The sequence below is a fragment of the Bradyrhizobium sp. SMVTL-02 genome (assembly GCF_051853005.1).
In the GTDB taxonomy this organism is placed as follows: Bacteria; Pseudomonadota; Alphaproteobacteria; order Rhizobiales; family Xanthobacteraceae; genus Bradyrhizobium.
In genome coordinates this window covers 621,857-640,651 of sequence record NZ_CP182469.1, presented here as the reverse complement: position 1 = coordinate 640,651, position 18,795 = coordinate 621,857, and the positions used below count along the sequence as shown (strand labels likewise).

The following is an 18,795-nucleotide window of genomic DNA, read 5'->3' as shown; positions in this document are numbered from 1 at the left end:
CGGACCGCCCTTGATCGTCGCGACGGTGCAGCAGGATGCACAGAAGACCTTCACTTGGCAAAAGCTTCTCAACCGATCACGATTACCAAAACTGCCTGTCGAGAGGTTGAACTCGTCCAAAGTGCTCAGCAGCAACCCATCTCTTGCCTGGAAGCGCAACCGTATTTCTTTCGTAACCGTTCGAGGAGCGCGCCTTCCGTTTGACGCCGTTCAAACTCTTCGCCCATGTGCAATTCATCAATTGTCCGCACGCGCCCGAACTGAGCGCGGAAACCTGACTCATGCTCCCAGATTGTGCCCCACAGCAACACTGAGCCAATTGCAAGAGCAACTGGCTCTTGCTGGCCGGTTGGTGGAAGGAGATGAGGGGACCGCCAAGTGCTTGCAAGCTCTCTCCGCAGCGATCCGTTCCTAACGAAGCGCTCGACTAACTCCCTTGTCTTCAGGGCGTACACGCCGGCGTGGCCGCTTTGATCCACGCTGCCGCCTGACATGGGCTCTTGAGGGTGCCAATGGCGCCAGCTATGCGGCCCAAACAAATTCCCTCCCCAAGAGACAACCCAATATCGATGGCCCACAAATTCGCCGACGGTAAAGCTCATGTCGGCTCCTTTTCGGGTACCTTGGTCGGGACTACCGGAAGGTCAGGCGGTTCTGGACTGATCACAGGCTCCTTCAAGGGGACTACCTCATGTCGTCTGACGGGCTCACCAATATCGGGTTCCATGCTGACCACCTCGTGTATGATTTACCTTTCAACCTGCTTTAGTATTGTAATCGGCAAGTGCTTCGTTGGGCGTCTTTGCCGTTCAATCTGTAGTGCTCTCCTGTATGTATGCAGCATTCCACTTTCGTACCGTTCTTTGCAAGTCCTTCAACGAGTCGAAGGACTTGTTTTCGTATGCTCTTGATCCGATCCATGTAAGCGTTAGTGCCATTTTGCGCAGGCGTTTCCGGATCGATGAGGGAGTGAACGATGCTGCGGCGCAGAAGACGTCTGCGCCTGCTCTCTGGCGCCTGCGGGAAGCGCCCTGACCGAAGAGCCGAAGGCCGGCGAGCTCGCCGCAGCGATCGTCAGACCTATCGAGGCTTAGTTAAATCCCTGAGGTCAGAAACAACGAAGAGCGCGTGCCCCCAAGTGAGCATAAGCGTAAGATCGGGGTCCCAGCGCCGACGGTCGGCGAAAGGGACGAGTGCCAAGTCCCCGCGCGCGAGACAGTCAGTTCCGCTGACGCGTCGACAGGGCAACGACCGCTGCCAGATAGTCCCCTCCCATCCCGTTGTTCAGCGAACATCGCCTTGAATTTTGAGATTTTCCTCAACGGATGAGTTGATTCTGTTAATGCGTTCCATATATGTTCGCCGAATCACAGGATGCAGGGCCGTGATAAGCTATTTTCCGCCTATCCCCCTAAACGCCTCAAAAGCGATCGTGCATACGTTTGCCGAGCAGGTGGCGGAACGTCTTGGTTTTGGTCCCGGCGATCCCCTTGAGCCGCTCGTCGCGCGCCTTGGCGGACGCATTGAGTATCGCACGCCGGTTGTGAGCGAAGGACGGCTTCCAGAGTCGATCTCGGTCGAGGGCCCAAACAGGTTTACCATTTTCGTCGCGAGCATCACATCGGCTGGACGCGATCGATTTACGATTGCTCACGAGCTAGGACATCTGTTCCTCCATTTTCCCCTTGTCTCTCAGCAGCATCCTGGAGGGGGGATGAAGGCTACTCGTTGGGTTAATGAAAACGATTCCATCCAGCAGCGCGCTGAATGGGAAGCGAATTGGTTTGCTGCCGCATTTCTGATGCCCGCGGCCAAATTTTTGTCAGCTTATTCGAACTGTAGCGCAAGTTTGCCGATGGTCGCTTCGCGCTTCGGCGTAAGTTTGCCAGCCGCTGAAATCCGCGCGAAAACGTTGGGCTTGGTCCATTAGTGGCATGTCCTAGTTACCGGCTGCGCCTCTTTCTTTCTGTCGATCTGGTCGGGTCGACAGCCTTCAAAGCTCGCTTGGCTGACGCCAACAAAAATCCCGAGCCGTATCAAGAATGGGTTACGAAGTTTCGCCACTTTTATCGCGAGTTTCCGATATTCATTGATAGTCGTTATGCTCGGGCACTCAGATCAAGCGATGACTATGAATGCTATGCAACGAACGGTCCGCAGGTCTGGAAAACCATCGGAGATGAGATTCTTTTTTGCTGCAGAGTTCAGAGCTACGAGCATTTATCTGCCTGCATAATTGCTTTTTTGGGCGCGCTGGATGATTACGGAAAGATCCTTGACCAGGATGGCAAGCATATGGACGTCAAGGGCGCAGGGTGGATCGCCGCTTTTCCTGCTCCCAACGTCACAGTTGAGATAGCTGGGAAAGATCCAGAGCAAACAAGTTCACCTGACCAGATTGATGAGGAGTTCGAGTTGCAGGCCGACTCATCTCCGAAGAATTTCGACTTTCTCGGTCAGCAAATCGATAGCGGTTTCCGAACTGCAAAGAACGCCGCGCCGGATCGCTGTTCTTTGTCCATTGAGCTCGCCTGGCTGCTTGCAGAGGCTGCCCATTCGGAAGTATTCCCTGCGAAGTTCTCATACCACGGTAGGCACCCACTCAAGGGTGTCATCCATGATCGGCCGTATCCGATAATTGCGATCGATGCGGAACGCAGCTTGGCGCGACGTGAAGTACGAAAGCATGAGCGCGCAGTTACTAGGGAGGGAGAAGTCGAATGCCTCCACCTCCGCAATTTCCTTGAATCCTTTATGAAAGATGAAGGCATCGAGCTTCCGCTGCTTTCTCGTCATGGCATCGATCCTGAAGAAAGTGTCCTGCCGCAGACATATCGCGATTTTCAAGCGGCGTGGACCTCAACTAATCAGGAAAATCAGTCCCGCCGGTCTAATGAAGTCGCTGCTGTTGATGCTGAGGATGGCACCAACGAGCTGCCGGCATCAGTGAATGCCAACTTGGAGGCCGCGGTCGCTCAGGCAGAGAGACCGTCTCAATAAAGGCCCAGCGTGTCAGCCTTGGTCTCATCGGGCTGAAGGTTCACCACTAAAGGCTCTGCCAAGCCCATCCTACGGCTTGGCCTAAATGCTCGTGTGTGCAGCCATTCCAGCGACCCCACCAGATTCAGCAGGTGACCAACTTCCTAGGTTGGCTACGATACTAAAGACGCATCTACACGCGAGTTAGTCGCCGCAAATCAGTCGTGCACCACGCAATTAGGGAATTTTCGCTATGGCCGAACCTATCATCAAACTAGGCTCGAAAGGTGATGCAGTAAAGAGGGCGCAAAGGGCGTTGATTGAGCGAAGTTATCTTCTTCCCGGCACAGAGGACGGCGTCTTCGGACCTGTGACCCTAAACGCGGTCCGACGATATCAAACTGATCGATCCGTAGGACATTTCTGGGCGTTCTCGTTTCCCCTAACTGTCGATGGCATTGTGGGTCCGCAGACTTGGTTCAGGCTCACGCCAGAAACGGTCAAAAAGGGTTCAAAGGGCAGCAGTGTGAGGCTCCTCCAGGAGATCCTCAAATCCTACGCGGACCCTCAATTTGATCCGGGGGCGGTAGACGGCGATTTTGGCCCGCACACCGAGGCCGCGGTGAAGGCATTCCAAGCATCTCACGTTGATTTCGATCACAATCCTTTGAAGGTCGATGGTATTGTCGGCCCGAAGACGTGGACCGCGCTCTGGAGTTAATCGCGCGTTCAACTTCGACCCTGAGCAAAGGAAGTCTAAGAGCGTCGAAATGACCGGCCCCGAAAGCAGGACCGGCGAGCCCGGGTTAGCGACGACGGCCCGCTAGTGTCCCGAGTCACAAGTTCGCAATCGTAGAATTGCATTAGATTCGCGTGGTTGTGCCAGAGATGAGTGCTGGAACAACGACGGAGGATCTGATGTCGGTCCAGCGACTTGCGCCCCTGGTGTTGAGCGATGATGAACGTGCCGAACTGAATGCGCTGGTGACGCGACGGAAGACGGCGCAGGCGCTGGCTCTGAGAGCCCGGATCGTACTGAGCTGCGCGGAGGGAGGACAGAACAAGGAAGTGGCCGCCAAGTTGGGCCTAGAGCGAGGGACAGTCGGCAAATGGCGGCGCCGTTTTGTAGAACAGCGCGTGGCCGGGCTTCACGACGAGCCGCGTTCCGGGGCTCCGCGTACCGTTGATGATGCCCGCATCGAAGCCGTGATCGTTCGAACGCTGGAGAACTGCCCTGAGAACGCCTCCCATTGGAGTTCTCGCGGCATGGCAAAGGCTAGCGGCCTGTCGGTGTCGACGGTGCAACGCATCTGGCGGGCCTTCGGGCTCCAGCCACATCGGATGGAGACGTTCAAGCTCTCGACCGATCCGAACTTCGTGGCCAAGGTCCGCGATGTCGTCGGCCTTTACGTCTCGCCGCCGCAGCATGCCATCGTTCTGTGTGTGGACGAAAAATCCCAAATCCAGGCTCTGGACCGCAGCCAACCAATGTTGCCGATGCGCCCCGGCCAGCCGGCCCGAAGGAGCCATGATTACAAAAGGCATGGCACCACGTCGCTGTTCGCCGCCCTCGATATTGCGACCGGACGGGTCATCGGCAAGTGCTACGGACGCCACCGTGCCGCCGAATTCCGCAAATTCCTCGATGAGATCGAGGCGGTCGTGCCGCACGAACTCGACGTCCATCTCGTCATGGACAATTACGCCACGCACAAGACCCCGCTGATCCGACGATGGCTAGCTAAAAGGCCGCGTTGGCATGTGCACCTGACCCCGACCAGTTCCTCATGGCTCAATCAGGTCGAGCGCTTCTTCGCGCTCCTTACCGACAAGAAGATCAGGCGCGGCGTCTACCGGAGTGTCGCCGCCCTCAGGGCCGACATCGCTTCATTCATCGAACGACACAACGCCGATCCAAAACCATTCCGATGGACCAAGTCCGCTGATGACATCCTTGCTTCAATCGAGCGCTTCTGCCGATACAATGCCCAGGATAATGCCGATCGAGTGTTGCGAACTTCTGGTTCACGACACTAGGGCAAAGAAATGCCCCGCGATTTGCGGGGCAACAAGGGAGCATCCTATTACTCAATACTCTTGAGCAAGCATGAGGGTTAGGACTCGCATGGTCTTCTCAGGGTCTGCAGGGTCGTCAGAGCCGAACTCGCACCGCTTGTCGTAATAGTCTATCTTCCAAAAGAACCTCCGACCGACCAGATCGAAGCTGCCGAAGTCGTGCTCGTCATACGGATCGTTGTTCTCTGTGAATTCAGCGAAGTTCGCCACTTGAATGAGCGCTTCAGCCTTCACGCAGTCCGGCAGTTCATTGACGCCTGATGTCATCATTACCTTGCCGCCGCTAAACGTGCGGCGGAAGGCGTCGTTGAGAAGAGCAATCCTATTCGTCATGCTCTCCTCCGCGTCTTCGCTTTTGTACGGCGAGATATGACATGCGCCGCAGTGCGGGCAGTCATTGTCGCACTGTGCGGACCACACGTCCGTCCACTCGCGACCGCACTCTGGGCAGTGATAGAAGTTTCGGACCTGCATGGCTGATCTCTTAGATGAGACCGGCGAGCACAAGTACCGATACGACGGTGTTGCCACCGCAGGCCTCACAGAACCCCCGGTCCTGGTCCGGCTCCATGTTTGCCGTGTGATCACATCCTTCCGTTATACAGATGGCTGGACATGCCGAGCCCTTAAGGGCGACCACCAACAGAAGATCGTCGAGGCTTTGGAAGCCTTCGAGATCGCAGAGCTTCATTAGCTTTACGGCCTTGTACGAAAGGGCAATCGTGGACATGTTCTTCTCCTCACTACCGTCAGCCCGAACCATTCGGGTGCCGGATAGCGAGGCGGAGCTGCGCCGTCCTCAAAACAGCAACAGATCGATCCTCCGTCTCGCTACCGACATCCGAATTGGCGCCGGAAAGAACAATGTCCGAGCGCGATCGTACTTCAGGAGAAAAGCGAGGGTAGACACGGGATTATGCCAGTTTGGCAAATGTCCCTATATCGGCTCAAGCGTCGCGGCGCTGAAAGGTATTGATGGCGTTCCATCGATCATAAGCTTGAGATAGATGCGGTAGTTCGGCAGCCTCAAGAGGTCGATTTCCGAAAACCGGCTCTGGAATTCTCGAACGAGATATGGAGCATCTTCGACGCCGACACGGAATGAGATGATAGAGCCGACGTTGCCGAGAACTGCATGGCGTACCTCAGGGGTAAGCTGGTTTAGATATTGATGCGCCACGGTGAAGCCGACGCGATACTTGCGAAGCTCGGAAAACATGTTCGCCAGCGCGACCGTGGTAAAGCTCTGAAACTCGTCGACGTAGACGAAGAAGTCCCGACGTTTGTCTTGTGGAGTGTCGGCTCGGCTAAAGGCAGCCAGGCCAATCGTTGTGACGAGCAACCCGCCAAGGAGCGACGAGCTATCTTCCCCAATGTGCCCCTTCGCCAGATTGACCAAGAGAACCTTGCCTTCGTCCATGATCCGACGGATGTGCAAATCCTCTTCGGGTGCCGTTAATATCCGATTGAGCAGCGGATCAGCCAGAAACGCACCGACCTTGTTCTGGATCGGCGCGGTGCCGTCGGCGCGGTAGCCGAATGAGAATCGCTCAAACTCATTGAGTAGAAACGTCCGGACGGTCTCATTCCGGAGGGATTTGGCCGTTCTTTTGCGAAACTCGTTGTCAGAGAATATGCGCAACACGTCATGGAGCGTAGCGTCAGGCTGCTCCAAGAGAGCCATCAGAACATTCCGTAAGATGTGCTCCATACGCACGCCCCATGCGTCCGGCCACATCTTTTTAAAGACATCCATCATGCCGGAAGCCGCGAGAGCGATACGATCTTCGCTGACGTGACGAAGGGGGTTATAACCGTATGGCTGATTTGGGTTGGTTGCGTCGAGGTACACTACCCTATCGGCATGCTTTGCCGAGATGCGCGAAGCGATGCGAGCAACAAGATCGCCATGCGGATCAATGAGCGCAAAGCCATTTCCGCGCGCCAAATCCTGGAGGGCCATCGTTTCGATCAGCGTGGATTTGCCAGTGCCGGTCTTCCCGATCACGTACATATGCAATAGTCGATCGTCGTCTTTAATGCCAAAGACACGATCGTCATTGCGGAAATCGACTCGCGCAAAGCGAGTGGTGTGATCGGCATCCATATTGGATATGCATGGTTTAGTTTCTTGTTCTCCTGGGCAAGGCCGACGGATTCGCCAATAGCAGTAATGGATTTTGTCTGAATGTTGCGAGGCGCCACGGTCAACTGACGACCCGGCATATCACTCGAACCTGTGAATTTTGATGATGTTTGGTCTCACAATCTGTGTCCCGTAAGGAAGTATTATTGGAGGGCGATCATCCAGGTTCGAAAACTTCTATCATTGCACAGAGTGTGGCCCGGGAGGAATGATATGCGGCCGGCACAACGTGACGACGGTTGTTCGCTTGGCGGCGGCCCTCACATCTCCCTACAGAGCCAACGCGAAGGAGTTTCTGATGCATTCCAGTGAGTACCCGAGTGAAATCTGTGCTCAGCCGAGTAGACAGATTTTTACTCGAGTGCTGCGTTCGGAAAACGTCGGCTGCGTTTGCCTTACCCGGCATAAACGCTTGCCAGGGACGAACTCGCCGTCTTTGCTCTGTTTGAACAATCTTGAACACCTACTTCGGCGCTTCAATCGATCAACCTGACCTCGGCAGCTCTGTACTTTGAGCGCCGTTTGTTGAAGCAAAGATCGAACGTCACGCGCGTGCCCGGCACCAGATCGGTACCTGTGCAGTTGCGTAGTTCGGACATGTGCACGAACAAATCCTCGCCGCTGCGATCATCAGGCCTTATGAAGCCCCAGCCCTTTTCAACACTGTACGAAACTACCGTTCCAGTCTGCATCTTTGCTATCTTTGCTCTAGCTTGTCGAGATTGGAAGATCGTACATTGACGTTTACGCGACGATATCCAGTCGCGAGCTATGCCTGCGCGGCTGCTTCGGAGCTGCGGGTACACTTTCCTAACTTGCGCGGAGCAAAGATCTCGCGGGCATGGCGGTCTCGTCTCCCGCGGCTTAGGGAGACACTGATTCGGTCTTTACCCCCTTCGCGTTCGTGCCCGCGTAGGATATGACGGCGGCGAGCGTGACCGAATCCGGTCGCCGGTCGAAGATCCTGTTTCATATCGCCTCACAGCAGCGGGACGGACCAGACGCTAGCGGCGACGCGGCGCCGAGCCCGCCCCTAACATCACCGCATCTGGAGGAATAGGTGATGCTGCCTCGAACGGAGCAAGGGCCGTGCCGAATCGAGAATCGGAGGTCCTGCAGGCGCTTCGTAGCGGGGCTGTATGATCAAGTTGTCGACATTGGTCTGAAAGCTGACGATCGACGCCAACATTGTCCGACGCTTCCTGATCCTGGCTGACTACGGACCAGTTTGGGATCACGGTCGCTTGTCGGATCCGCTATCCCCCGTTCGTCCGGATGGGCTGCGACAACAGGGCTAGCCCAACGCGCAAATGACTTAACCAAAGCGCCGAGTCTGGCGCGCCTGAATGCGAAGCCTCGGTGGAACCGCTGATAATTGTGGGGAGCGAGGTCGACTTCGGACCGGAGAGACCTATCCGCGTTCAACTGCGAAAATGAATGAGGCCGCGAGACGATACAGTCCCGCGGCCTCGCCACCGGAATCTAACGAAAAAACCGTTTAAGTATGAAATCCCTCTGCCGGTGTTCCTCCAGTAGAACACCGTGTTCAAAAAATTGACAATCCGGGCGGCTACGGAGAAAGGAACTGATGGGCGCGACGCTCGTGGAGTCTTGAGCGCTCAGGTTCGATCGAACCTACGATCCGGTCAATAATATCATGCGTTGCTCAGATGCGTTTCGTCCTGCCGTCGCCGAAGAAGACCTCTGCGATTGGCGCGCTTAGCCCGAATCCGCCTTTCACCGGTTCTTTCCGCAGCCTGAAAAAAAGAGTTAAGCTGCACCTGTTTTGGAGCGCGGTTGAATGTGCGTTCTTCTCGCTTTGCTTTCGAATCGAGTTCGCACCGAAACTCCATTCCGAATTTGGATACCGAATACCTGGCGGTCCTTCCGAAGATGGACGCGTGCGAAGCACGTAATTTATCCTCCATCCATACTGGAAATGAATCGTATCTTCGGCCTCTCACGCACGAGACTCGAAACTCGCTCTCGCCGCTACCCCGATCAGAGTCTAACAAGCGTCGGCTGGCCGCATGGCGAGTGTGCCGAGCCAGGTAAATCGATTCGCATGGTCTCAACGCAAAAACTCTGTACCCTCAAACTTGAACTTTGTGCCTGGCGTTCGCAAATCGCTCTAGTTTGCAGCGCAAACAGTTGAGGGGCCCGTTAGCGAGCACCGACCGGACCAGCACCCAACCGGATGACCGGGGGATGTGATCACGACGCCGGGAGTTATTGCACAGATATTAGCGGTCGGTTTGACCGCATCCCTCCTCGTCGTCCTTGATTTTTGAGGACTTTAAGAATGTCGAAGCGGAAAGTATTTCACTCCGTGCCGAAGAATGACGGTCGGGCCGTAGTTCACAACGGCAAGATCGTCTCAAAACACCATACTCAGCGCGCTTCGGAAGAAGCGGCTATCCGTGCCGGTTCAAAAGCCGGAATTAGCGCGCGATCGCGCGACGTTGCGTGACGACGTAGTAGCTTAATGATGGGTTAGTGAGGGCGCCGACCGCCTTGTGAGACGGCCGGCCTCTCGTGCAGTCCGTATCAGGCGGCGAGTGGATCGCTCAGCAGAACGCCGCCCAGGGATGCCCAGCCGGACCACGGTCCGGAATGCGGCTTCTCCTGCCAGATGTGCCAGAGCGCGTTGTCGGTGCCGTGCGCAAACACTTCTAGCCGGCCGTCGGAATTATCGAAAGCCACCGGATCACTGGTGATGGAGCCGCCCAGAGACGCCCAGCGTGACCACGGTGCGGCATGCGGCTTCTCCTGCCAGATATGCCACAACACGTTGTCGATGCCACGGGCGAACACTTCCAGCCGGCCGTCGGAATTGTCGACCACGGCCGGATCACTGGTGATGGCGCCGCCCAGAGATGCCCAGCGTGACCACGGACCGGCATGTGGCTTCTCCTGCCAGATATGCCACAGCGCATTGTCGGTGCCACGGGCGAAAACTTCGAGACGGCCATCGCGGTTGGCGACCACGGCGGGATCGCTGGTGATGGCGCCGCCCAGGGATGCCCAGCTTGACCACGGTCCGGCATGCGGCTCCTCTTGCCAGATGTGCCACAGCGCATTGTCAGAGCCACGGGCGAACACTTCGAGACGGCCATCGGAATTGATGAACACCTCGGGGTCGCTGGTGATCTTGCCGCCAAGCGAGGCCCAGCCTGACCACGGATCGGCATGTGGCTTCTCCTGCCAGATATGCCACAGCGCATTGTCGGTGCCGCGCGCAAACACTTCCAGTCGGCCGTCGCTGTTGGCGATCGCAGCGGGATCGCTGGTGATGGCGCCGCCGAGCGAGGCCCAGCCCGACCACGGTCCGGCATGTGGCCTGTCCTGCCAGACGTGCCAGAGTGAGTTATCGGTTCCGCGCGCAAAGACCTCCAGCCGACCTTCGGAATTATCGACACTGGACGGCGAACTGGTGAGAACGCCGCCAAGCGAGGCCCAACTCGACCATGGCCCCGAGTGCGGTTTTTCCTGCCAGACGTGCCAGAGCGCCCTGTCGGTTCCGAGACCGAACACCTCCAATCGTCTATCGGAATTCTCTGTCACTGATACCGAGTGGGTAAGCGCCGCTGCTGCATTTGTCATGACAATCTCCAATTGTATTTGTGAAGCGAGGGAACAATCAACATAAGACAATCTAAAGTAGCATTCTCCTTTCACGCGCGATACGCAGACAAGACGGTCTCGCGTGAAAGTGATCCGCGAGCTCAAGTACCAGCATTCTCATTTGCGTTTGCTGCAGTGAGCGAAGCAACGCTTTGGTTGCGCTCACCCCACACGTCCTTGCGATCATGCCAACCTCTGCTAGCGGGTACAAAGTCGGATTCGGAAATAATGGCGTCAACTAATGACCCGACGGGAAACAACTCGATTGATCGGAAACGACGTCAGGCTTTTAGCCAAAACAAAATATGTGTGCCCGTTCGGTGGACGCCGGGATGTTCAGCTCGCATGAAGAGAGACGCTTCGCGATCGGCACTAACGTTGAGAGCGGATGAACAACGCTCACCTGACGCTGCGTTGGCGCGGCGGTCTCTTCAGTGAAGTTAATGTCCCATTGCCGCACTCGCACCCATCGCCGATCAGCACCGCCGACGATACGATCGATCTGCTGCGGCGACTGGCTGCACATTACCCGACACCAAGATCGCCGGCATCCTCAATCGCCAAGGCCGTACAACGGCCACAGGACTGTCGTTTACGGCAAATCGTGTGTCGAGCCTGCGGACGCACTGGGAGATCCCGTGCTTCGAGCCGAAACAGCAAGTGCAGGACGGCGAGTGCATGACGATCGAGAAAGCAGCACGCGCTCTCGGGATCGCACCCTCTACTTTGCATCGCTGCCTCAACGATGGCTTCATTGCCGGAGAGCAGATCACACCTGGCGCGCCGTGGCGCATCCGTATCAATGACGAGTTGCGGTCGCGCTTTGTGGAGAGCACGCCCGAAGGTTACGTGAAGATGTTCAAGGCCATGAATCTACTGGGCGTCTCGCGGCAAACCACCTTGCAACGTGTAAAGCGCGGCGAGCTTAAGGCCGTTCACGTCTATCGCGGACGGGCAAAAGGCATACGAATTCAAGTACCTGCAGTTGCTCCGGACCTCTTCGACCCTCTCAAAAAAACTGAAGGTGTAGTATGACGCAACATCGAAGAACGACCGAATGTCGGCGTCCAGGATGTAGTTCACCTTCGTGCTGTTGATCCCGGCAACCAGGGCGTCCAGCGCATCATGCTGGCCGCGCCCGGACCGGAAGCCATAGCTAAATCCGAGGAAGTCCTCCTCGAAGATCGCGTTCAGCACGGCAGCAGTTGCGCGTTGGACGATCTTGTCTTCCAGGGCAGCCACTGCGAGCGGGCGCTGGCGGCCATCCGCCTTCGGAATATACCGGCGGCGGCTTGGTTGCGCCCGGTACGCTCCCCGATGGACCCGTGCGTGCAGGTCTGCGATCTTGCGATCGAGATCGGCCTCGTCACGTCACCCCATCCACTCCAGGCGCCGCCTCCCGCTTAAGCGCGAAGAACGCCGTCCTGAGCATGGGCAGGCTGAGATGGTGGTAGAGCGCGGTGAACCGTTCCTTCTTCCTTTGCCTTGCGGCTTGACGTACGCGCTCCAGCGCCTGTGACACGCTTTCCCGGTCCTGCGCCCGGCGCGTGCTGAGCTGGTTCGCGTTCCCCTTGGCCCCCGCCCTTCGCTCCACCGACTCCGCCGCCGGTCGCCCGGCTTTGTTCGTCAGCTTCGTTGCTAGTATGGCGGGGTCTGACTTCTCGTGTCCGTGCATCACCGGCTACGGCTCCTCGCCTTCCCAGTGCGGGCCGGGGCGGCCGAACCGTCCCCTGGTCAGACTCGAGATCTCCCGGTTTCCGCGCAAGGAACGTCCATACATGCCAGGGTCTACGACCACGCCGGGACGTCCAGGTGCTCGCGTTATCGCACCCGTCCGTGTCGCCTTCCGCTCTGAGTACAGCGTCGGCTCCCGGAACAATCTTCTTTCGCGGCTCAATGGCTGGCCTGCATGCTCCCCTGCCGACGCTTCGCCAGCGCCCTCACGGACGCTGCCGCACGGCTCGGGGCCGATGTGGGACGCTACTCCTTCATCGTAATGGACTCTCACCATCTATTCCTTGCCGGCCTCCCGGCGCACACACAGTAAGACGAGGTCCACAGCTGGCAGGGGCCATATCCCTTCAGGCCGGCCTAAACTAGAAAGCTTCGGCGCGGAAGCGCAGGCAGGGTCAGTCTATATCGCTTCAGAAGCTGAATCTGATATTGCGTATCCATGTGCTGCTGAAATTCAACAAGCAGCGCGGCCTGCTCCTCAGTCAATGGCGTTAGCTGTTGCATGATTGCTGCTGATCTTCAGGCGTGCACCGCAGCCATACTGACGGCTTCCAGCTCGGCCGCGTGTAGCCAACCAGCCAACGATACAGCGGTTATGAGCTCGCCGAGCGTGTGCCCTACTCGTGCCAGCGCGCATTCGACCGTGGATGGTGCAGCAATCACGCTTTCTCCGTCAATTACCTAAGAACCAAGCAGAGGATATCCGGGCTGGTCACCGCGCGCATGATGCCGGCGGACTTGGCCAAGCCGTCCTGCACAAAACCGAAGGAAAATCCGGGAAGAGCGCAGCTACGGCGCTGACCCGCGCGACGTGAAGGGTTAAAGGCATGGCCAAAGACTTTTACGATCGCAGTGGCCGCGCAACCCCATTACACTGATGACGACGGGACCATGTATACGTGGTCTAGCCAGACTGTTGGCTTTGTGAACGGAGAGAGCGTCTACACGAATGGCGGACGCTATGTTGCAAGGCTGCACAACGGTTGGATCCGCGGCTCAGGTGGAAATGCAATTGCATTCACGGATGGTGCATCGGGCGGCCCCCTTCCGCCGATGCGATCAATCCCGTCGATAAAGAGCGTCCCGAGCATTCCATCGCTTCGAGCGATTCCCTCAATTCCGCCCATACCGGCTATACCGACCCTTTCGTGGAGCGGGCTGACATTGCACGATCTGTTCTGAGACAAACAACCGGCGCAACGTGGCCCACGTGCGCCGGCCCTCTCAGCTTGGGTCCACGACACGAGCCGCGACATAACCGGCACATGTCGCCTGCATCTGTGTGCCGTTGGATAAGCCGTCGGACGAAGTATTTGGCGTGCCAACGAAGTGCCACACGTCAGAGCGCGCTCTAGCTATGTAACTGAAAGAATTGGCGATCCCGGGAAGACTCGAACTTCCGACCTACGGTTTAGGAAACCGTCGCTCTATCCGGCTGAGCTACGGGACCGCGGAACCCGCAACTTGCAGGTTCGGCCCCCTCATAGCAGAGCAGAATACGGTTCGCCAGCCGCAAGGCGGGCGAGATCCATGGGCAAGCTCAACAAGGCGGCAGTACAATCACTGCCCGGATTCCCTGTCGGCGGAGCAGCCCCGATGATCGAAAGCATCAGCGCCATCACGCTCGGCACGCATGACATGGCGCGTGCCGTGCATTTCTACCGTTCACTGGGATTCGAACTCCTGTATGGTGGCGAAGCCGCGGCATTTACCAGCTTTCGTGCCGGCGCCGGCTATCTCAACCTGACGGCGCAGCCGGACGACAAGTGCTGGTCCTGGTGGGGCCGCGTCATCTTCTATGTCGCCGATGTCGACGCGACCTTTGAGCAGGCGCGCGCCGCCGGATGGCAGCCGTCGACCACACCGCGGGACGCGGAATGGGGCGAACGTTATTTCCATCTCACCGACCCCGATGGCCATGAGCTCAGTTTTGCGCGCCCCCTGCATCGGGCATGACGGGGCCTTACGCCCTGATATTGTTGTCCTTCACCACCTTACCCCAATAGGCGACCTGCTTGTCGAAGAAGGTCTTGAAGGCGGGGCCGTCCTGGAGCAGCGGCGTCATGTGCTGGGTCTCGATCGCGGTCGGCGCGTCCGACTTGCGAACGGTCCAGCCATTGCCATGGCTCAAGCCCCGCCTGATCAGGCTTTGCCGTAGGAGCCCTGGTAGCGGCCCTCGCGGATCGCCTTCATGGTTTCCTCCTCGCGTGCGACCTGGGCACGCACCGCTTCCAGCAGAGCCGCGGCACCAGAGGCTGGAAACGACACCACGCCGTCCTCGTCGCCGACAACGATATCGCCGGGCGCGATCACGCTGCCGCCGATCGTGACAGGAACGTTGATCTCGCCGGGGCCGTTCTTGTAGGGGCCGCGATGGATCACGGCGCGGGCATAGCAGGGGAAATCATCAGCCGCGAAGGCCGCGACATCGCGGATCGCGCCGTCGATCACATAGCCTTCGGCTTTGCGCCATTGTGCGATGTTCTTCATGATCTCGCCGACCAGCGCCCGCGTCTCGTCGCCACCCCCGTCGACCACGATGACGTCGCCGGGCCCGACCAGATCGAGCGCGCGGTGAATGGCGAGATTGTCTCCAGGCCGGGTGCGCACGGTGAAGGCCGTTCCCACCAGCTTGCCGCCGCGATGATAGGGTTTGAGCCCCACCGCCCCGGGCAGCCGGGCGAGATTGTCCGAGATGACCGAGGTCGGCGCGTCCCGGAAGCCCGCGATGATGTCGGCCGGCGGCTTGGGCACGCTGTTCGCGGCGATCGTGATCGTCATATTCTTAAACCCTTCTTATTCGGCGTGCGCCCGTGCCCTGGTCGGCATGATCCGGAAGGCGCACCTTTCCTTCATCCACGCCGCGCGCTCGTGGCGCAAGGGTCTTCTTGGCGGCGCCTCGGGGTGAGGCGCTCACGACGCGAAGTGTAAAAGCGACAGCTGCGCCTTCAAGGTCAGCGCTCGGCGCCACAGCCGGGACTATCGAACAGCGCCGCGAGGCCGCATTTCGAGGTCAGCATCCTGTCGCCGTCATGGCCGATGCCGGCAACATCCCAGACCCGGTGATTGGGCGTGCCGTGGTCGCGCTTGGCCATCGCATCGGCATAGGCGTGGCCGCGGGCATAGCGCGTGGGCCCCTGCGCCTCGGCCATGCAGCTCTTGTCCAATGCGGAATGCTTCGGATTGGTGTCGAGCGTGCCGAGCAGGTAGATCACCTCGCGCTCGACATAGCGCTGCTCGAGTGCCGCGGCTGTCGCATCCGCAAGATAGGGCGGACGGTCGCCCATGCCGTATTTCCAATTGTTGTAGCCGGGGCAGGACGCGGCAACCGCCGGCAGGGGCCGCTCGGCGCTGAAGTAGGCATAGGACGAGGGATTGGCGACGACGTAGCGGATGTCGATGTGCTGGCGCAGCAGCGGCGCCTCGCCCTTGCCCGCGATCGCATAGCGCTGCACGACCTGGCCGCCGCCGGAATGGCCGGCGACCACGACCTGCTTCAGGTTCGGAAAGACGCGCCGGTCCGAGAGTTTTGCCAGGATCGCATCGAGCGCCTCGAACGACGACACCGGATTCGGCACGAGCGCGGCATCGCCGCCCTCCCAGCCCTCGAGCGACCAGCGCAGCGTGTCCGCAGGCAGCTTGTGCGCCTCGACATCGATCTCCGCCAGGAATTGCGGGACGATCATCAGCGCGCTCTTGCCATCGTCGCCCGCGGCGGCCTGCGCGTTGTTGGCCGAGATGTAATATTCGTCGGCGTTGCGCAGGCGTCCATGCAGCACGATGACCGCGCGCAGGACCGCCGGCAGCGGCATCGACCAGTCGCGCGAGAGGTAAAGTGGCAGCAGGCCCCGCCCGCCGACCGAGAGCCGTGCGTCGCCTATGGCCTTCACCGGCTTGCGGTTGGGAGCCTCTTCGTCCAGTGCGAAGGCATGGCCGCACGTCAGCATCAGGGCGAGTGCGGCAAGTCGGGCCAGCGCTCTCATCAGGAGATTCCCCTCGGTTTCCGATCGATAAAAGTCTAAGCGCATCAGGTGCCGCGGGGCTGTGACTCCCGCGCCACGTCAAGAAAAAATGTCAGCATCACAGCCATGAAATTCCCGGGTTCCATGGGTGACAAGCCGGCGATAAAGGGGCAAAAATCCGGTTTCGGCTCGGTTCGGGTTGAGTCGTGTAGGAATGCTCTCGTAAATGTCGGTTGCCGTTGCATCGCGTCGTGCGGCGCTTGTCATTGCTGCAGCAGGATTTTTTCTGCTGACGCAGTCGCATGCCCAGGCGCAATGGTGGAAACGCGCGCCCATCGACTTCGAGGAATGCGCCGATATCGCCGAGAAGGCCGCAACCAAGGCCGAGAAGACATCCGCGCTTGCCGATTGCAACGCCAAGTTCGCCGGCCGCCGCAAGCCGGGCGGCGGCTATACCTATTACGACTTCCTCCAGGACCGCACCTTCGACATCGCCGGCCCCAACCCGACGCCGGAGGAGCAGAGAAAGATCGACGAAACCTACACTGCCTACCTCGCCCATCAGCGCCGCAGCAATGAAGCGGCCCAGGCCACCGCGCGCCAGCAGCGCGAGCAGCAGGAGCAACAGGCTCAGCAGTTGCAGCAGATCGCGCTGCGAACGGAGACCGAGCGCGTGCCGGTGCCGGTCGAACGGCCGAAGGTGCTCCAGGCGGCGGGCCCGCGGCCGAAGGCCGCGCCCTGCACCAAGGGCTCGTTCTCCTGCGAGTGGCCACGGCTGTCGGAAAGCTTGAACGATTTGAAGAAACTGTTCAGCCCGACGCCGAGCAAGCCGGCGAAGAAGGGCTGAGCCACAGCCGTCATTGCGAGCGCAGCGAAGCAAATCCAGAGGCTTTCCGTGGAGGGATTCTGGATCGCATCGCTGCGCTCGCAATGACGAATGGATAGAGCTTCCCGCCCCATCCTCAATTGGGGTGCTTCTTCTTCGTACGCTTGGGCTTTGTCACTGGCGCGATCGCAGGCGCCGTTACCACCGCCGAAGCGCCCAATTGCGACCTGCTCTCCTGCAATCGCCTGTCATAGCCGGGCGAGGTCATGACGGTCGGCGGCCTCGCATAGGCGAGCGTCGACGCGCCGCAGAGCGCGGCAAGCGCGAGCCCGATCATCAAACAATGCCTCATCGCTTTCCTCCCTGCACTCAGGCCGTCCCGCGAATCTGCTGCGGCGACAGCCCGGGCGGGCCCTTGCCGGCGCGTTCGGCCTCCTTCACCAGCGCAACAATGCGGCGCATCAGCGGCACGGCCACGTTGTTCTGCTCCGCAAGCGCGATCACGGCGCCCTGGAGATAGTCGATCTCGGTCCAGCGCCCCTGCTTCAGATCCTGCCACATCGAGGAGCGCGCCTCGGGATCGATCTTCATGGTCCGTCCGAGGATCGCATTGAAGATCAGGTCGGGCAGCCGCAGCAAGGTCGGAGACCAGTTCATCGGGATCGGCGTCGACGACACCGGCGTGATGCCGGCGGCCTGCAGCGCAGCCAGGCCCTCCGCCATCTGGTCGGCGAACAATCTTCGCCAGTCGCGGCTTGCCAATTGCGCGGCGAGCGGCATGTCGGACAGCGCGCTGAGCGCGTTGTTCAGGTTGATGATCAGCTTGCCCCATTGCACCCCGGTGATGTCACCGCTCGCGCGCACGTTAAGGCCGGGCACTGAAAGCGCCCCGGCGGTGTTCGCCGCGTCTGCTTCGACATGGATGTCGCCGGAGCTCGAGCGGTGGAAGCGCCCCTCGCCCATCGCGACCACGTTGAACGGCACCATGCCGGCCAGCACGCGCCGGTCGCCGAGGCGCTCGCGCAGCACCGCGACATTGCCGATGCCGTTCTGGAGCGAGACGATGACGGCGTCCTGTGGCGCATGCTGCGCGAGCTGGTCGGCGACGTCAGCGGTATCGGCGCTCTTCACCGTGACAAGCACGATGCCGGCGCTGTGGAAGATCGAAGGGTCTTCCGAGAGCGCGGGCTGGCCGGCGCCGAGCTTCTTGTCGGAGCCGTCGAAATCGGTGAGCCGCAGGCCGAACCGCTCGATCTCGGTCTTCACCCGCGGCCGCACCAGGAACGCGACGCGGCGGCCGGCCGCTGCCAGCTGGCCTCCGACAAAACAGCCGATGGCGCCTGCGCCGGCCACCACGATCGGTCGATCCGTAAGCACCTCGTTCTCCCTAACGTCCCGCCTTCGATAGCAGAGGCGACGCCGCCTGCCCATTGGTTGCGATGGATCCG

The 18,795-nt window shown here is 59.3% G+C and carries 20 protein-coding genes, 1 tRNA gene and 1 pseudogene; 8 read left to right on the top strand and 14 right to left on the bottom strand.

Features of this window, described 5'->3' with window-relative positions; genetic code table 11:
- Window positions 1-125: 125 nt before the first annotated feature.
- The gene (locus ACNJYB_RS03030; RefSeq protein ID WP_439372641.1) at window positions 126-602 is read right to left on the bottom strand and encodes a hypothetical protein; all 477 of its coding nucleotides are present in this window, start codon (window positions 600-602) and stop codon (window positions 126-128) included.
- A 782-nt stretch (window positions 603-1,384) separates the two neighbouring features.
- Here ACNJYB_RS03030 and ACNJYB_RS03025 point away from each other — a divergent pair.
- From ACNJYB_RS03025 to ACNJYB_RS03010, 4 genes are all read left to right on the top strand, one after another.
- Window positions 1,385-1,930, top strand: coding sequence for an ImmA/IrrE family metallo-endopeptidase (locus tag ACNJYB_RS03025; protein ID WP_439372640.1), 546 nt, complete (start codon window positions 1,385-1,387; stop codon window positions 1,928-1,930).
- A 74-nt stretch (window positions 1,931-2,004) separates the two neighbouring features.
- On the top strand, window positions 2,005-3,000 hold the full coding sequence (locus ACNJYB_RS03020) for a hypothetical protein (protein ID WP_439372639.1): 996 nt from the start codon (window positions 2,005-2,007) through the stop codon (window positions 2,998-3,000).
- 232 nt (window positions 3,001-3,232) lie between these two features.
- Window positions 3,233-3,700, top strand: coding sequence for a peptidoglycan-binding domain-containing protein (locus tag ACNJYB_RS03015; protein WP_439372638.1), 468 nt, complete (start codon window positions 3,233-3,235; stop codon window positions 3,698-3,700).
- 197 nt (window positions 3,701-3,897) lie between these two features.
- A complete protein-coding gene (locus ACNJYB_RS03010) occupies window positions 3,898-5,016 on the top strand; it encodes an IS630 family transposase (RefSeq protein ID WP_439372637.1) in 1,119 nt (372 codons plus the stop codon).
- Between the two features lie 51 nt (window positions 5,017-5,067).
- On the opposite strand, the gene ACNJYB_RS03005 is transcribed toward ACNJYB_RS03010, so the two are convergent.
- The 5 genes from ACNJYB_RS03005 to ACNJYB_RS02985 form a co-directional block, all read right to left on the bottom strand.
- Window positions 5,068-5,388 carry a DUF3768 domain-containing protein gene (locus tag ACNJYB_RS03005; RefSeq protein WP_439372636.1) on the bottom strand — a complete coding sequence of 107 codons (321 nt, stop codon included), beginning with the start codon at window positions 5,386-5,388 and terminating at the stop codon, window positions 5,068-5,070.
- Between the two features lie 151 nt (window positions 5,389-5,539).
- Window positions 5,540-5,785 (bottom strand): hypothetical protein, encoded by a 246-nt coding sequence (locus ACNJYB_RS03000; protein WP_439372635.1) that lies wholly within the window; start codon window positions 5,783-5,785, stop codon window positions 5,540-5,542.
- 207 nt (window positions 5,786-5,992) lie between these two features.
- A complete protein-coding gene (locus ACNJYB_RS02995) occupies window positions 5,993-7,162 on the bottom strand; it encodes a type IV secretory system conjugative DNA transfer family protein (protein ID WP_439372634.1) in 1,170 nt (389 codons plus the stop codon).
- A 515-nt stretch (window positions 7,163-7,677) separates the two neighbouring features.
- Entirely contained in the window at window positions 7,678-7,893 is a 216-nt protein-coding gene (locus ACNJYB_RS02990) for a cold-shock protein (protein WP_439372633.1), read from the bottom strand.
- Between the two features lie 1,855 nt (window positions 7,894-9,748).
- A complete protein-coding gene (locus tag ACNJYB_RS02985) occupies window positions 9,749-10,804 on the bottom strand; it encodes a hypothetical protein (protein ID WP_439372632.1) in 1,056 nt (351 codons plus the stop codon).
- 699 nt (window positions 10,805-11,503) lie between these two features.
- Between ACNJYB_RS02985 and ACNJYB_RS02980 the strand changes: the two genes are divergently transcribed.
- Window positions 11,504-11,860, top strand: a complete 357-nt coding sequence (locus ACNJYB_RS02980) for a hypothetical protein (protein ID WP_439375811.1) — start codon at window positions 11,504-11,506, stop codon at window positions 11,858-11,860.
- Between the two features lie 66 nt (window positions 11,861-11,926).
- Here the strand turns inward: ACNJYB_RS02980 and ACNJYB_RS02975 are convergent.
- Both ACNJYB_RS02975 and ACNJYB_RS02970 read right to left on the bottom strand, forming a co-directional pair.
- A pseudogene (locus ACNJYB_RS02975) lies at window positions 11,927-12,067 on the bottom strand (hypothetical protein); the annotation flags it as partial.
- A gap of 124 nt (window positions 12,068-12,191) precedes the next feature.
- Complete coding sequence (locus ACNJYB_RS02970) at window positions 12,192-12,500, bottom strand: hypothetical protein (RefSeq protein WP_439372631.1); 309 nt, start codon at window positions 12,498-12,500, stop codon at window positions 12,192-12,194.
- A gap of 950 nt (window positions 12,501-13,450) precedes the next feature.
- Between ACNJYB_RS02970 and ACNJYB_RS02965 the strand changes: the two genes are divergently transcribed.
- Window positions 13,451-13,741 (top strand): 4-fold beta flower protein, encoded by a 291-nt coding sequence (locus tag ACNJYB_RS02965; protein WP_439372630.1) that lies wholly within the window; start codon window positions 13,451-13,453, stop codon window positions 13,739-13,741.
- A gap of 191 nt (window positions 13,742-13,932) precedes the next feature.
- Here the strand turns inward: ACNJYB_RS02965 and ACNJYB_RS02960 are convergent.
- A tRNA-Arg gene (locus ACNJYB_RS02960) sits at window positions 13,933-14,009 on the bottom strand.
- An 80-nt stretch (window positions 14,010-14,089) separates the two neighbouring features.
- Between ACNJYB_RS02960 and ACNJYB_RS02955 the strand changes: the two genes are divergently transcribed.
- A complete protein-coding gene (locus ACNJYB_RS02955) occupies window positions 14,090-14,515 on the top strand; it encodes a VOC family protein (RefSeq protein ID WP_439372629.1) in 426 nt (141 codons plus the stop codon).
- A 7-nt stretch (window positions 14,516-14,522) separates the two neighbouring features.
- Here the strand turns inward: ACNJYB_RS02955 and ACNJYB_RS02950 are convergent, their stop codons facing one another.
- The 3 genes from ACNJYB_RS02950 to ACNJYB_RS02940 form a co-directional block, all read right to left on the bottom strand.
- Window positions 14,523-14,690: a hypothetical protein gene (locus ACNJYB_RS02950; protein WP_439372628.1), complete on the bottom strand. Its 168-nt coding sequence runs from the start codon at window positions 14,688-14,690 to the stop codon at window positions 14,523-14,525.
- Between the two features lie 11 nt (window positions 14,691-14,701).
- On the bottom strand, window positions 14,702-15,340 hold the full coding sequence (locus ACNJYB_RS02945; protein WP_439372627.1) for an RraA family protein: 639 nt from the start codon (window positions 15,338-15,340) through the stop codon (window positions 14,702-14,704).
- 173 nt (window positions 15,341-15,513) lie between these two features.
- Window positions 15,514-16,542 carry an alpha/beta hydrolase gene (locus ACNJYB_RS02940; RefSeq protein ID WP_439372626.1) on the bottom strand — a complete coding sequence of 343 codons (1,029 nt, stop codon included), beginning with the start codon at window positions 16,540-16,542 and terminating at the stop codon, window positions 15,514-15,516.
- A gap of 205 nt (window positions 16,543-16,747) precedes the next feature.
- Here ACNJYB_RS02940 and ACNJYB_RS02935 point away from each other — a divergent pair, with 205 nt between their 5' ends.
- The gene (locus ACNJYB_RS02935) at window positions 16,748-17,368 is read left to right on the top strand and encodes a hypothetical protein (RefSeq protein WP_439372625.1); all 621 of its coding nucleotides are present in this window, start codon (window positions 16,748-16,750) and stop codon (window positions 17,366-17,368) included.
- Window positions 17,369-17,483: 115 nt separating this feature from the next.
- On the opposite strand, the gene ACNJYB_RS02930 is transcribed toward ACNJYB_RS02935, so the two are convergent.
- Window positions 17,484-17,699: a hypothetical protein gene (locus ACNJYB_RS02930; protein ID WP_439372624.1), complete on the bottom strand. Its 216-nt coding sequence runs from the start codon at window positions 17,697-17,699 to the stop codon at window positions 17,484-17,486.
- A 17-nt stretch (window positions 17,700-17,716) separates the two neighbouring features.
- Window positions 17,717-18,724 (bottom strand): 2-dehydropantoate 2-reductase, encoded by a 1,008-nt coding sequence (locus tag ACNJYB_RS02925; protein WP_439372623.1) that lies wholly within the window; start codon window positions 18,722-18,724, stop codon window positions 17,717-17,719.
- Between the last annotated feature and the right edge of the window lie 71 nt (window positions 18,725-18,795).

What these genes read in the sequence shown, in the direction of transcription:
- ACNJYB_RS02930 (WP_439372624.1), bottom strand. Translation starts at nt 17,699, where the DNA reads ATGAGGCATTGTTTGATGATCGGGCTCGCGCTTGCCGCGCTCTGCGGC.
- ACNJYB_RS02980 (WP_439375811.1), top strand. Translation starts at nt 11,504, where the DNA reads ATGACGATCGAGAAAGCAGCACGCGCTCTCGGGATCGCACCCTCTACT.
- ACNJYB_RS02965 (WP_439372630.1), top strand. Translation starts at nt 13,451, where the DNA reads ATGTATACGTGGTCTAGCCAGACTGTTGGCTTTGTGAACGGAGAGAGC.
- ACNJYB_RS02940 (WP_439372626.1), bottom strand. Translation starts at nt 16,542, where the DNA reads ATGAGAGCGCTGGCCCGACTTGCCGCACTCGCCCTGATGCTGACGTGC.
- ACNJYB_RS02945 (WP_439372627.1), bottom strand. Translation starts at nt 15,340, where the DNA reads ATGACGATCACGATCGCCGCGAACAGCGTGCCCAAGCCGCCGGCCGAC.
- ACNJYB_RS02935 (WP_439372625.1), top strand. Translation starts at nt 16,748, where the DNA reads ATGTCGGTTGCCGTTGCATCGCGTCGTGCGGCGCTTGTCATTGCTGCA.
- ACNJYB_RS03010 (WP_439372637.1), top strand. Translation starts at nt 3,898, where the DNA reads ATGTCGGTCCAGCGACTTGCGCCCCTGGTGTTGAGCGATGATGAACGT.
- ACNJYB_RS02990 (WP_439372633.1), bottom strand. Translation starts at nt 7,893, where the DNA reads ATGCAGACTGGAACGGTAGTTTCGTACAGTGTTGAAAAGGGCTGGGGC.
- ACNJYB_RS03000 (WP_439372635.1), bottom strand. Translation starts at nt 5,785, where the DNA reads ATGTCCACGATTGCCCTTTCGTACAAGGCCGTAAAGCTAATGAAGCTC.
- ACNJYB_RS03015 (WP_439372638.1), top strand. Translation starts at nt 3,233, where the DNA reads ATGGCCGAACCTATCATCAAACTAGGCTCGAAAGGTGATGCAGTAAAG.
- ACNJYB_RS02970 (WP_439372631.1), bottom strand. Translation starts at nt 12,500, where the DNA reads ATGCACGGACACGAGAAGTCAGACCCCGCCATACTAGCAACGAAGCTG.
- ACNJYB_RS03030 (WP_439372641.1), bottom strand. Translation starts at nt 602, where the DNA reads ATGAGCTTTACCGTCGGCGAATTTGTGGGCCATCGATATTGGGTTGTC.
- ACNJYB_RS02995 (WP_439372634.1), bottom strand. Translation starts at nt 7,162, where the DNA reads ATGGATGCCGATCACACCACTCGCTTTGCGCGAGTCGATTTCCGCAAT.
- ACNJYB_RS02955 (WP_439372629.1), top strand. Translation starts at nt 14,090, where the DNA reads ATGGGCAAGCTCAACAAGGCGGCAGTACAATCACTGCCCGGATTCCCT.
- ACNJYB_RS02985 (WP_439372632.1), bottom strand. Translation starts at nt 10,804, where the DNA reads ATGACAAATGCAGCAGCGGCGCTTACCCACTCGGTATCAGTGACAGAG.
- ACNJYB_RS03005 (WP_439372636.1), bottom strand. Translation starts at nt 5,388, where the DNA reads ATGACGAATAGGATTGCTCTTCTCAACGACGCCTTCCGCCGCACGTTT.